At 58.4% G+C, this 12,495-nt stretch carries 12 protein-coding genes; 7 read left to right on the top strand and 5 right to left on the bottom strand.

Features of this window, described 5'->3' with window-relative positions; all coding sequences use genetic code 11:
- Nucleotides 1-3 precede the first annotated feature (3 nt).
- Genes JZY08_RS12455 through JZY08_RS12440 form a run of 4 tightly spaced genes read right to left on the bottom strand, consistent with a single transcriptional unit; the run spans nucleotide 4 to nucleotide 3,901 of the window.
- Nucleotides 4-930: an ROK family protein gene (locus tag JZY08_RS12455; RefSeq protein ID WP_216330325.1), complete on the bottom strand. Its 927-nt coding sequence runs from the start codon at nucleotides 928-930 to the stop codon at nucleotides 4-6.
- Between the two features lie 3 nt (nucleotides 931-933).
- Nucleotides 934-2,100, bottom strand: coding sequence for an N-acetylglucosamine-6-phosphate deacetylase (nagA, locus tag JZY08_RS12450; RefSeq protein WP_216330324.1), 1,167 nt, complete (start codon nucleotides 2,098-2,100; stop codon nucleotides 934-936).
- Complete coding sequence (locus tag JZY08_RS12445) at nucleotides 2,097-3,119, bottom strand: SIS domain-containing protein (RefSeq protein ID WP_216330323.1); 1,023 nt, start codon at nucleotides 3,117-3,119, stop codon at nucleotides 2,097-2,099. The genes nagA and JZY08_RS12445 overlap by 4 nt, the downstream gene beginning before the upstream one ends.
- Before the next feature lie 26 nt (nucleotides 3,120-3,145).
- Nucleotides 3,146-3,901 (bottom strand): GntR family transcriptional regulator, encoded by a 756-nt coding sequence (locus tag JZY08_RS12440; RefSeq protein WP_082183006.1) that lies wholly within the window; start codon nucleotides 3,899-3,901, stop codon nucleotides 3,146-3,148.
- Nucleotides 3,902-4,340: 439 nt separating this feature from the next.
- Here JZY08_RS12440 and JZY08_RS12435 point away from each other — a divergent pair, with 439 nt between their 5' ends.
- The 5 genes from JZY08_RS12435 (at nucleotide 4,341) to JZY08_RS12415 (ending at nucleotide 9,847) form a co-directional block, all read left to right on the top strand.
- Complete coding sequence (locus tag JZY08_RS12435) at nucleotides 4,341-5,522, top strand: Gfo/Idh/MocA family protein (RefSeq protein WP_216330322.1); 1,182 nt, start codon at nucleotides 4,341-4,343, stop codon at nucleotides 5,520-5,522.
- Nucleotides 5,523-5,534: 12 nt separating this feature from the next.
- Complete coding sequence (locus JZY08_RS12430) at nucleotides 5,535-6,419, top strand: carbohydrate ABC transporter permease (protein ID WP_003492321.1); 885 nt, start codon at nucleotides 5,535-5,537, stop codon at nucleotides 6,417-6,419.
- The gene (locus JZY08_RS12425) at nucleotides 6,416-7,273 is read left to right on the top strand and encodes a carbohydrate ABC transporter permease (protein WP_003492317.1); all 858 of its coding nucleotides are present in this window, start codon (nucleotides 6,416-6,418) and stop codon (nucleotides 7,271-7,273) included. The genes JZY08_RS12430 and JZY08_RS12425 overlap by 4 nt, the downstream gene beginning before the upstream one ends.
- Nucleotides 7,274-7,313: 40 nt before the next feature.
- Nucleotides 7,314-8,546 (top strand): ABC transporter substrate-binding protein, encoded by a 1,233-nt coding sequence (locus JZY08_RS12420; protein WP_216330321.1) that lies wholly within the window; start codon nucleotides 7,314-7,316, stop codon nucleotides 8,544-8,546.
- 188 nt (nucleotides 8,547-8,734) lie between these two features.
- Nucleotides 8,735-9,847 (top strand): ABC transporter ATP-binding protein, encoded by a 1,113-nt coding sequence (locus JZY08_RS12415; protein WP_082182997.1) that lies wholly within the window; start codon nucleotides 8,735-8,737, stop codon nucleotides 9,845-9,847.
- Between the two features lie 152 nt (nucleotides 9,848-9,999).
- Here the strand turns inward: JZY08_RS12415 and JZY08_RS12410 are convergent, their stop codons facing one another.
- Entirely contained in the window at nucleotides 10,000-10,485 is a 486-nt protein-coding gene (locus JZY08_RS12410; RefSeq protein ID WP_137038288.1) for a hypothetical protein, read from the bottom strand.
- A gap of 243 nt (nucleotides 10,486-10,728) precedes the next feature.
- On the opposite strand from JZY08_RS12410, the gene JZY08_RS12405 reads away from it, so the two are divergent.
- Both JZY08_RS12405 and JZY08_RS12400 read left to right on the top strand, forming a co-directional pair.
- Nucleotides 10,729-11,592 carry a MurR/RpiR family transcriptional regulator gene (locus JZY08_RS12405; RefSeq protein WP_082182992.1) on the top strand — a complete coding sequence of 288 codons (864 nt, stop codon included), beginning with the start codon at nucleotides 10,729-10,731 and terminating at the stop codon, nucleotides 11,590-11,592.
- An 84-nt stretch (nucleotides 11,593-11,676) separates the two neighbouring features.
- Nucleotides 11,677-12,459, top strand: coding sequence for an SDR family oxidoreductase (locus tag JZY08_RS12400; protein ID WP_082182990.1), 783 nt, complete (start codon nucleotides 11,677-11,679; stop codon nucleotides 12,457-12,459).
- Nucleotides 12,460-12,495 lie beyond the last annotated feature (36 nt).

The following is a 12,495-nucleotide window of genomic DNA, read 5'->3' as shown; positions in this document are numbered from 1 at the left end:
GGCTTAAGCCGCGTTCCCGATTTCCTTCGCATATTTCAGCCCGATAACAGCCGAACCGATCAGACCCGGCTCGATCCGGCAAATGGCGGGCACGACGAGCGGTCGGTTGAAGCGCCTCAGAATGCGGCTCCTGACGGCCTCGTCCAGAGCGCCCACAAGTTCCCTGGAATTCGAAAGCCCGCCGCCGACCGGGACGATGGTCGCGCCGGTGACATTGATCACCATTGCCAGCGGTGAAGCGAGAATATCGATGAGAACATCGATGGTTCTGGCGGATTGTGCGTCGCCCGCCTGCCATGCGGCAATAATATCCTCACTGGTCAAATCCTGCCGGTGAAGATGCAGATGCAGCTTTTCCATGCCGCGGGCGCTGCCGATCGCGTCGACGCAGCCGGTAAGGCCGCAACCGCATTCGAAGCGCGGCAGCGAGACCGGCGGGTTGCCCGCCAATGTCGCGGCCACCGGGCCGTGGCCCCATTCACCGGCAAAACCACCATCGCTATTGATGAGCTTACCGTCGATCACCAGCCCGCCGCCGACACCCGTTCCGAGGATGACGCCGAAGACGACGCGATGACCCTGTCCGGAGCCGATCTCCGATTCGGCGATCACGAAGCAATCCGCGTCGTTCGAAACGATGACGGGAAGGTTGAGCGCCTTTTCGAGTTCGTCCTTCAATACTGTACGGTGAATACTGGGAATATTGGCAACGGTGGCCTTGCCCGTTTCCGGATCGATGACGCCAGCAATCGACAGCGAGACGCAGCCGGGTGTGCCGCCGCTCTCGTCGATGACGGATTTCAGGCCGGCGGCGAAGTCTTCAAAACTGGTTTTCGGTGTCGGTATGCGCGGAACGGGGCGAATATCGTCCGGGGCATGGGCAATTGCGCCCTTGATGGTCGTTCCGCCAATATCGAAACAAACAATCATTGTTCACACTCCGGAACGCTTGGCATCATAGATTTTTTCTCCTGATATCCATGTGGAATGCATCTGGAGGTCTGGTGTCAGCATGACGAAATCAGCATCGAAACCGGGCAGGAGTTTTCCCTTGGCTGACGCGCCGATTGCCTCCGCCGGGTAGGCGGATGCCATTCGCAGGGCTTCTTCCAGCGGTGTTTCCATCTTCTCATGCATGAAGCGGATGCAGGAGAGCATGTCGATATCCGCGCCTGCCAGCGTGCCGTCGGCCAGTGTCAGCCGTCCGCCGTTGCGATAGACGCGCCGGCCATTCAGCTCGAAACCGTCATCATCGGTCCCGATAGTGGACATGGCATCGGTGACGAGGAAAATACGGGCCGGGCCATTCTTGGCACGAAGTGCAATGCCGATTGCAGCAGGGTCGACATGAAAACCATCGGCGATCAGCCCGCAATGCAATTTGCCGTTCGAAAGTGCGGCTCCGACCAGCCCCGGTTCGCGGTGGCCAAGCGGGCTCATGGCGTTGAAGAGATGGGTCACCATGGATGCGCCGGCTTCAGCATAGGCAGTCGCCACATCGAGGCCCGTGTCGGTGTGGCCGAGGCTGACGATGATGCCGGTGTCCCTGAGGGCCTTAACCTGTTCGACTGTCACGTTTTCGGGGGCAATGGTTGTCAGCACGAAGGGAAGTTGCGCCTTGCAGCCGGTCAGAACTGCAAGATCGGCCGTCTCCATCTTGCGGATCAGCGCCGGATCATGCGTGCCCTTGCGCGCAACGGAAAGATGCGGCCCTTCGAAATGCAGACCGAGGAAACCGGGCACCTGCGCCTTGCCGGCGGCAATGCCCGCCTGCGCCGCCTTGGAGGTCACGTCCGGCCGGTCGGTGATGAGCGTGACCATCAGCGCCGTGGTGCCGAATTGCGCATGAGCGGAACAGATGCGGGCAATGCCTGCCACATCCGGCTGGTTGTTGAACATGACCCCGCCGCCGCCATTGACCTGGAGGTCGATGAAGCCCGGCGCGATCAGCAGCCCATTCACATCGATCGTCTCGGCGTCGGCGGGTACGCTGTCCGAAATTGCGGCAACATGCCCGTCGCGGGTCAGAAGCACCTTGTCATCGTGCCACACGACGCCATCGAAAATGCGCGCGCCGATAAATGCCTTGATGCCGCTCATTGGGTTTCCGTGACCTTCTTCAATGCCACGGGCGCATCCGGGTTGAAGCCTCTTGCACGCGACAATTGCTCGATGAAGCCATAAAACGGTGCGATCAGCAGCAAGGCATCGGTCAGCGGATGATTGGTTTCCACGAAGGGCAGGGGCTTGGCCGGGCTGCCCTTGGCGGAAGTGACGAAAACATTCGCGCCTTTCTGAGCGAGATTTGCGGCAATATCCGTGACGGAGGTTTCGGCGCGGTCGCGCGCAGCAAAGGCAATGACCGGAAACTTCGGCGCAACCAGCGAGACCGGGCCGTGCATGACTTCCGCCGAAGAATAGGCTTCCGCATGCAGCTCGCAGGTTTCCTTGCACTTCAACGCGGCTTCTGCGGCAATCGCAAGGGCGGGACCGCGACCCAGCATATAAAGCGATTCCTCGCCCTTCACCGCCTCAGCGATCTGGCTCCAGTCAAGCGCAATGGCTCTCGCGAAGTTCTGCGGCAGGGCGCTGACGGCCTTGGCCAGCAGGGTGTCTTCCGTCCATTCGGCAAGGATCGCAAGGCCCGCGACAATGGAATTGACGAAGGATTTGGTTGCGGCAACGGCTTTTTCCGGTCCTGCCTGGATATCGATCGCCTGATTGGCCGCATCGCCAAGCGGAGAGGGCAGGGTGTTGACGAGAGAAAAGGTGAGCGCGCCGCCCTTGCGGGCGCTTTGTGCCAGGGCAACGATGTCAGGGCTTTTACCCGATTGCGACACGGCGAAGGCCGCCGCCCGCTCCAGCCGCAGTTTCGTCTGGTAGATGGAAGCGAGCGACGGTCCGAGAGAGGCCACCGGAAGGCCGGTCTGCAATTCGATCGCATATTTCAGAAAATGTGCAGCGTGGTCGGAAGAGCCGCGCGCAATCGTGACGATAACGGCGGGATCGCGGGCCTTCAGCTGGCTGCCGGCCTCGTGGAAATCATTTTTCGCATTGTCCAGCAGACGGGCGACGGCATCGGGAATCTCGTTGATTTCCTGGCGCATCAGGGTTGTCATCGTTTTCTGTCCTTGGTCGATTTGTTTCAGTCGGAGGTCATCGTCAGTTCGGCGACGAGGTCATAGGCGTCGCTGCGATAAAGGGCGCGGGATATTTCCATGAGGCGTCCGCTTTCCAGATATGCCATGCGCTGCACGGAAAGTGCAGCCGAGCCCGGCGGAACGCCAAGCAGCAGGGTTTCCTCGTCCGTCAGGTTGCGGGCGGAGATGCGCTGGATGGCGCGGACCGGGCGAATGCCGTTTTTCTCAAGCTCCAGATAAAGCGAGTTTTCCACCAGTTGCGGGTCAGGCAGAATATCGCCCGGCAGGCTGGTGACTTCGAGCGCGATCGGCTGGTCGTTGGCAAGGCGCAGTCGCGTCAACCGTGCAACCATGGCGGATTGGGACAGGCCGAGAGCCATCATCTCGTCACCTGTCGGATAAAACAGGCCCCTGTCCAGCCAGCGCGTGCTTGCGGCCATGCCGCGGCGGCGCATGTCCTCGGTAAACGAGGTCAGCTTGGTCAAGGGCTGCTGCATGCGGGTGATGGGCTTGACGACAAAGGTGCCCGAACCGTGCCTGCGCACCAGAAGCCCATCACGGACGAGATCGTCCACCGCCTTGCGCACCGTGACACGGCTGACGCAGGCGCTTTCGGCAATATCGCGCTCGGGCGGCAAGGCGTCGCCATGTTTCAGGCGGCCGGCATTGATGGCATCTTCAATCGTCTGACGCAGTTTCAGGTAAAGCGGGCCACCGCCCCCCGATTGCAGGTCGTCCAGATTAAGCGCTGCGCCGTTCATGCATAACCTCTGTCACAATCGATGTGGCGAATTTTGGCTATACCATAAGCATCGCAATCGGCAATACCAAAATAGAACCATTAGCGTATTTGTACGATAAATCGGTGTTTTTTTCGAGTTTTTGCTGAATAATCGGGCTATGTGCTTGATATTTTCGCATTAACCAAAAAAAATTTCCCACTGCAGGAATTGCTCTAGACGATTGGCATTTTTTTGGTATTGTTTTTTTGCGTTGGTGGCTGCAGCGGTCTGTTTCGCTTGCGCTCCGACGGGAAAGTCGATCTCCGGTCCTCCGCAGGGTTGGCGAAATCGAATTTAGCTTGACCGTTGTGAAAATTAATTTCATCGTGGCAGGAAATTATCGCAGATATGTGAATAGCCAGCACAGAAATGGTTACTTCTGCGAAAATGAATTACGAATGAACAGGGAACAAAGTTCATGAAGGTGGGAATTATCGGACTCGGATTCCGTCTCGGTTATCTGGGCTACGTTTTTCATGAGATTGACAAGGACTTCGAGATCGTCGGTTACGTCGATCCCGCGCCGGCTGGTCTTCCGGGTCTCAAGGAAAAAGGCATTTCGGCCGGCAAGGCCTATGACAGCCCCGAGGCGCTGATCGCCGGCGAGAAATTCGACCTCTTGATGATCGGCTCGCCGAACCATATGCATCTTGATCATATCCGCATCGGGCTTGAAGCCGGTTGCACCATCTTCTCCGAAAAGCCCATCGTCGTCAGCATCGAGGAAAGCCTCGAGCTCGCCCGGCTGCTCAACAAGCATGGTCATGAGCGGCTGCTGGTGGGTCTGGTCCTGCGTTATTCGCCGCTTTACCGCGATCTGCGCGCCGCGCAGGCCGAAGGCAAGCTGGGCGATGTCGTTTCCATCGAGGCTTCGGAACATATCCCGCCCTATCATGGCGCGTTCTTCATGCGCGACTGGCGGCGTTACGAAAATTATTCCGGCTCTTTCATGCTGGAAAAATGCTGCCACGACCTCGATCTCTATAATGGTGTTGTCGGTGCGCGGCCGCGTTTTGTGTCGAGTTTCGGCGGGCGCAAGAGCTTCACGCCTGCGAATGCCCCACAGAATGACGGCATCAACGACATGGAGGTCTACCATCGCAAGCCGAGCGGCTGGATGGGCTCGGAAAAGGTCTTCGACAGCGACGGCGACATCATCGATTACCAGACGGCGATCGTCGAATATGAGAACGGCGCGTCGCTTGCCTTCCATACCAATCTCAACGTTCCCGACGATTTCCGCCGTTTCTGCGTCATTGGCGCCAAAGGCATGGCGGAGGGCGATTTCGTGCGCGGTTTCCTGAACGTGCACAATGCCCGGACCAACGAAAAGACGGTCGCCAAGACCTATTCGGCGGCGACCGTGCTCTCCCAGCATTATGGTGCTGACGAACAGATGGCCGAGGACGTGATCGATCATATCGTCAAGGGCACGCCACTGCCGGTTTCCGCACTTGATGCCATCGAGGCCGGCATTCTGGCGCTTGCCATGGATGAGGCGCGCCACGGCCGCAAGGTGGTGGATCTCAAGCCGGTGTGGGAGGAATACGATCTGGCGCTCCACGGGCAGCCGAAGACGCCTGCGGCGAAATCGGCTTAAGGGGGCGCGGCGATGGATGCGAAACGCAGCGCGGTCGTCTTTGCCTGGCTTCTTCTTTTGCCGGCACTTCTCTACATCACGGTTATCGTTGCTTATCCGCTCGTCGATACCTTCATCCTGTCCTTTACCGATGCGTCGCTCAGAAAAACGACGAATTGGGTAGGCTTCATCAACTACGACAAGATCTTCAACGCGACTTTTGCCGATGTCATCACGCGGACCTTTATCTGGACGTTCTTTTCCGTCTCGATAAAGATGATCATCGGCACATTTGGCGCGGTGCTTCTGAATTCCGCCGTTCCCGGCCGTGCGCTGTTTCGCATCCTGACCATGCCGCCATGGATCGTGCCGATGGCCATCGGCATCTTCATGTGGGGCTGGATGTATAACGGCCAGTTCGGCATGATTTCCGGTGTTCTTCAGAACCTGGGTCTCGTGAATGGACCCGTCGCTTTCCTCGCCTATGGCAACACGGCCTTCTGGGCGACCATCATTACCGACGTGTGGATCGGCGTGCCGATGGTGACGCTCTATCTGCTGGCGGCAATCCAGGCCATTCCGCAGGACCTCTATGAGGCGGCCTGGACGGATGGGGCAAGCCGCGCCTACCGCTTCCGCCGCATCACGCTGCCGCTGATGCTGCCCGCCATGATCACCATGTCGATGATCTCGCTGATTTCGACCTTCAATTCCTTCGACATCATCTGGATCCTGACGCAGGGCGGTCCGACCGGCCAGACGACGACCATGATCATCGACACATACAAGACGGCGATCGGTTCTTACAAATACGGTGAGGGTGCCGCCCGCGCCGTGCTGATCTGCATCTTCCTGTCGATCTTCACCTATTTCTACTTCCGCATCACCAGCCGTATCTCGCAGGAGGCCAGCCGATGACCGACAAGAATGCGATGATCAACCGCTACAGGTGGTATGAAATGGTCGGGATCTATTGCGGCATCGCCGTGTTCCTGACCTTCGTCCTGGCGCCTTTCGTGGAAGGATTTCTGGTTTCGCTGAAACCGCTCAGCCTGCTGTTTTCCTCGCCGTATAAATTCTGGCCGGAGAACGGTTCCTTCGAGGCCTATAGGACCATGTGGGTCAGCGTTCCCGGCTTTGCCCGCTACGTCTTCAACTCCTTCTTCATTTCGACGATCTCGACGATCATCGTTCTGCTTCTGGTGGTACCGGCCTCCTATGCTTTCGCCCGGTTCCAGTTTCGCGGTCGCGGGCAATTGCTCGGCGCGTTTCTGGCGATCAACATGTTTTCCGGCGCGGTCCTTCTGATCCCGCTTTACCGGCTGATGCGCAATATGGGCGTGCTGAACACCTATCTGGCGATGATCATTCCCGGCGCCGCCTTCCTGATCCCCACCGCCATCTGGCTCTTGCGGACCTACATGCTGCGTATTCCACGTGAGCTGGAGGAAGCGGCCTATGTGGACGGCGCGAGCTATTTCTATACCTTCCGCCGGGTGATCCTGCCGCTTGCGATGCCCGGCATCGCGGTCGTCTCCATCACCACCTTCATCGGCGCTTATGCCCAGCAGTTCATCTTCGCGCTCACCTTCAATTCCAAGACCGAATATATGCCGCTGCCCATTGGTCTGTTCGCTTATTTCGGTCGTCAGGAAGTCATCTGGAATGAGTTGATGGCAGCCAGCTTCGTCGGCATTGCCCCGGCCATGGTCGTCATCTTCTTCATGCAACGATATCTCGTCAGCGGTCTGACCGCCGGCGCGGTGAAATAATCAACAATCGGAACGACCACCAGAAAATGGGAGACTACCTATGGCACTGAAACATTACGGATTGGCGCTTTGCGCTTTCGCATTTGCCGGTTCCACTGCCCTTGGCACGGTGACGGCGCATGCCGCCGACAAGGAGATCAGCTGGATCTATTGCGGCGACAAGATGGACCCCATCCATGAGAAGTATATCAAGGAATGGGAAGGCAAGAATGCAGGCTGGAAAGTCGTGCCTGAAGTCGTCGGCTGGGCTCAGTGCCAGGACAAGGCAACCACTCTCGCTGCTGCCGGCACCCCGGTCGCCATGGCCTATGTCGGTTCGCGCACGCTGAAGCAGTTCGCGCAGAACGATCTCATCGTTCCGGTGCCGATGACGGAAGACGAAAAGAAGACCTATTACCCCAACATCGTCGACACGGTCACCTTCGAGGATACGCAGTGGGGCGTGCCGGTCGCTTTCTCGACCAAGGCGCTCTACTGGAACAAGGACCTCTTCAAGCAGGCCGGCCTCGACCCGGAAACACCGCCGAAGACCTGGGCGGAAGAAATTGCCTTCGCCAAGCAGATCAAGGAAAAGACCGGCATCGCCGGTTACGGTCTTCCCGCCAAGACCTTCGACAACACCATGCACCAGTTCATGCACTGGGTTTACACCAATAACGGCAAGGTTATCGATGGCGACAAGATCACTGTCGACAGCCCGCAGGTTGTTGCAGCCCTTACGGCCTACAAGGACATCACGCCCTATTCCGTCGAAGGTCCGACCGCCTATGAGCAGAACGAAATCCGCGCCATCTTCCTCGATGGCAAGGTTGGCATGATCCAGGCCGGCTCGGGTGCTGCAACCCGCCTGCAGGAAACCAAGATCAACTGGGGCATCGCGACCCTGCCGCTCGGCCCCGAAGCCAAGGGTCCCGGCACGCTGCTCATCACCGACAGCCTCGCGATCTTCAAGGGAACGGGCGTGGAAGAAAAGGCGACCGAATTCGCCAAGTTCATCACTTCGCCCGGCCCGCAGGGCGAATACGAGTTGCAGGGCGGCGCTGGCCTCACCCCGCTTCGTCCGTCGCCGAAGGTTGATGAATTCATCGCCAAGGACCCCTTCTGGAAGCCGCTGATCGACGGTATCGCCTATGGTGGTCCCGAGCCGCTCTTCACCGACTACAAGGGCTTCCAGGACACGATGATCGAGATGGTACAGTCTGTCGTTACCGGCAAGGCTACGCCGGAGGATGCCGCGAAGAAGGCCTCCGCCGCTCTCGAGCAGTATAAATAATCCACAATGCGACGGTTGCGGGCGCAGGTCGCCCGCAACCTCATGAATTCGCCGCGAGAATGCCAGCCGCTGTGACGGAAGGGGCTTCTCGTGTTTTTCAACGGTTCCGGTAAGGCGCGGTTTTCTCCCGTGTTGCGGAACGTCTCTGAACGCAGCCTGATGTCGGCTGGTGACGGGAGAGGCAAGTTTTGGGTCAGCTTTATCTCAACAACGTCCGCAAGAACTATGGACATTTCGAAGTCATCAAGGGCGTTCAGCTCGACATCAGGGATGGCGAGTTCGTCGTTTTTGTCGGCCCCTCGGGATGCGGAAAATCCACATTGCTGCGCATGATCGCCGGCCTTGAGGATATTACCGCCGGCGACGTCGTCATCAACGGCGTCAAGGTCAATGAATTGCCGCCGGTAAAACGCGGCATTGCCATGGTGTTCCAGTCCTATGCGCTCTACCCGCATATGACAGTTTTCGAAAACATTGCTTTTCCCCTCCGCGTCGAAAAGATGGAAGAGAGCAAGATCAAGGAAAAGGTTGAGGGGGTTGCCAAGATCCTGCAACTCGACCAGCGCCTGCAGCAGCGCCCCGGCATGTTGTCCGGTGGCCAGCGCCAGCGCGTGGCGATCGGTCGCGCTATCGTTCGCGAACCGAAGATCTTCCTGTTTGACGAGCCGCTTTCCAACCTCGATGCGGCACTTCGCGCCGACATGCGCATCGAGCTTACCAATCTTCACCGGACGCTGCAGGCGACGATGATCTACGTCACGCACGATCAGGTGGAAGCCATGACCATGGCCGACCGCATCGTTGTGCTGAATGCCGGTGAAATCGCCCAGGTCGGTGCGCCGCTGGAGCTTTATCATAAGCCGGCGAACCTTTTCGTCGCCGGTTTTATCGGCAACCCGAAAATGAACTTCCTGAAGGTCACCTGCAAATCCGCCAGCGCCGATGGCGTGACCGTGGAATATGAGGGCCAGACGATCACCGTGCCGGTGGAACCTCGCCCCGGTCTCGAAGGCGCGCAGCTGACGCTTGGCATTCGTCCGGAACATACAGGTCTTGAAACGGCCGACCTGAATATCAAGATCGCGCCCAGCGTCATTGAGCGGCTGGGGGTCAATACCATCGCTTACGGTGTTGCTCCGACGGGCGAGAACTATTGCGCGCTTCTTTCCGGTTCCGCCCCGGTTGTCGTTGATGAACCTATTGTCACCGGCATCAAGGCGTCGGATTGCCATCTGTTTGATGAGAGCGGTATCGCGCTGGAACGGCGCGTCGACCTCTCAGTCCTCAAGCTGATACAATAAAGGGCAGGAACCGGGCCATGAAATCTGTTTCCCCATGCCCGGTTTTTCCTGACGCGATCCCTTTTCGGCGGTTTTCCTCCGCCTTCTCCGGACGAAAAAATAACGCCGGGCTTTCGGCCCGGCGCTCGAATATCTCTCGCAGAAGCCTTGGATCAAGGCATCGGGTTGGGCATGTAGCCGGTAAAACCGCTGATTTTCCAGCGGCCCTCATGCAGCCGGCAATAATAGAGCGTCTGCCATTTCATGACGTCGAAGCTGCCATCGGCCTTGCGAAGCCCGCCATCGAACTTCTTGCGAACCAGCGCGGTTTCACCTTCCACTTCGATTTCTTCCAGCGTGGTGGTCGTAAAGATCGCACCCCGTGGGTCTTCGGCGAATTGCTGGGTTTGGAAATCCTGCGCCTGTCGCAGCCATTCGTCGCGATAGGCCACGAGCGACGGGAAGGACAGACGCCAGTTGTCCGGGTTTGCATCCCGGTTGGCATTGATGCCGAGAAAGCCCTCTTCGACGAAATCATCCGCGACCTTCGACCAGTCGGCGGCGAGGAATGCGTCGATGTCCCGCGTCACCAGCATCTCCCAGATGGAATGGCGGGCGACGTCTGTTTCGGGAAAGGGGTTTTTGAAGGGATCGCGCATGATTCAGGTCCATTGTTGAAATTATTTTCAGGATTTGGAGATTTCTCTGGCGAAGATTGTTGGCATATGCTCATCTCGCAATCAACAGAGAAAATAATTTTCAAATCAAAGGTGTCCATCGTGTCGTCAATGGGACGAAGCATGGTTGATTCATGGGTGTGTACGGTTGACGGGCGTCTCGGATTAGGATGCATCGGTAACGGGGCCAAGCCTTAAGTTTTGGCGGAACGGAGACCGGTGAGCATGGATATTTTCGCAAGGATTCAGGAAGACAAGGGGCAGTTCTCGCAATCGGAGCGGCGCATCGCCGAGATTCTGGTTTCGGACTTCGAATTCGCCGTCAATGCCTCTATCATCGAGCTTGCCGCTCGCGCCGAGGTTTCGCCGCCAACGGTGACGCGCTTCTGCCGGCGTCTCGGCTGCCAGAGCTTTTCGGATTTCAAGGTCAGCCTTGCCAAGACCGCCTATGTGGGCATCCGTTATCTCACCTCGGAACCCACAAGCACCGGCCCGTCGGATGTGGCAGAGGAAGTGCTTGCGAAAGCGCAGGAAGCACTTTTCCTGTTGCACAAGACGCTCGATCCCGCTCTTGCCGACGAAGCGGCGATCAAGATCGCCAATAGCGGCATGATCTATGCCTTTGGTGCCGGCGGTAATTCCTCGATGATCGCGTCGGAAATCCAGAACCGGCTGTTTCGCCTGGGCCTGCGCGTTTCCACCAGCGCCGACCATAGCATGCAACTGATGATGGCCGCTGCCGCGCGGAAAGAAGATGTCATCATCGGCTCCTCCTTTTCCGGGCGCAACATGGAACTGGTGAAATGCTTCAAGGTGGCGCGGGAAATGGGGGTCACCACCATCGCGCTTACCCAGAGCGACACGCCCGTTGCCATGGCCGCCGATATGGTGGTGGCCGTCAACGTGCCTGAAGGAAACAATATCTTCCGCCCGACCTCATCACGTTACGCCTATCTGGCCGCCGTCGATATCCTGGCGACCCTTGCTGCCTATCATCACCGGCAACGGTCGATGGTGACCCTGCGTCACATCAAGCAGCAACTCGTGGAACATCGCGATCCGGATGACCGGCAATTGCTGGGTGATTGAAGGCGGGAAAGTGAAAATTGTGAGCGGTTTGCCTGAAGAACCCGCTCCGAGACTGATTGGAAAGCTTCGAAGGAGTGGGATGAGATGCAGGACAGGAAAGACCGGGTCGCCGTCGTAACGGGGGCGGCAGGTGACATAGGCCGGGCAATTGCCGCGGCGCTTTCTGAAAGCCATGCGAAGGTGGTGTTGGTGGATATCGATCCCGACGCCCTTTCCAATGCGCTTTCCCTGCTTTCCGGTCCCGCCTTCGTTTCGAAAACCTGCGATGTCACCGATCCGCAGGACCTTGCAAGGCTGGCTGCGGAGGTCGCGGAGCTGGGTGATGTTGCGACCCTCGTCAACAATGCAGGGGCTGCAAGGGCGGTCAGCCTGCACGACACGACCGCCGAAATATGGCGCAAGGACAATACCCTCAATCTGGAAGCACCGTTTCTCTGCTTCAGGGCTTTCGAAGAGGCGCTGAAGCGAACGCAGGGTTCCGTGGTCAATATCAGTTCCGTCAACGGCATGGCTGTGTTCGGCCATCCCGCCTATAGCGCGGCAAAGGCGGGGCTGATCCATCTGACGAAGCTGATCGCCGTCGAATACGGTAAATTCGGCATCCGTTCCAATGCCGTTGCGCCGGGCACCGTGCGCACGCAGGCGTGGGAGGCGCGGGCGGCGGTCAATCCTCAGGTCTTCGAGGAAGCGAAGCACTGGTATCCGCTGCAGCGCATCGTGAGACCCGAAGATGTGGCCAACGCCGTGGCCTTTCTGGCCGGTCCACAGGCGGCCGCCATCAGCGGCGTGTGCCTGCCGGTGGACTGCGGGCTCACGGCGGGGCAAGCGCCGCTTGCCCGTACTTTCTCGCAATCCGAACACTACTGATCGAAGCCCTTTCGGGGGCGCAATGCGCAATAAAGG

This window comes from Rhizobium sp. X9 (genome assembly GCF_018873185.1).
In the GTDB taxonomy this organism is placed as follows: Bacteria; Pseudomonadota; Alphaproteobacteria; order Rhizobiales; family Rhizobiaceae; genus Agrobacterium; species Agrobacterium oryzihabitans.
The sequence above is the reverse complement of the archived record's forward strand: the minus strand, read 5'-3'. Positions and strand labels throughout refer to the sequence as shown.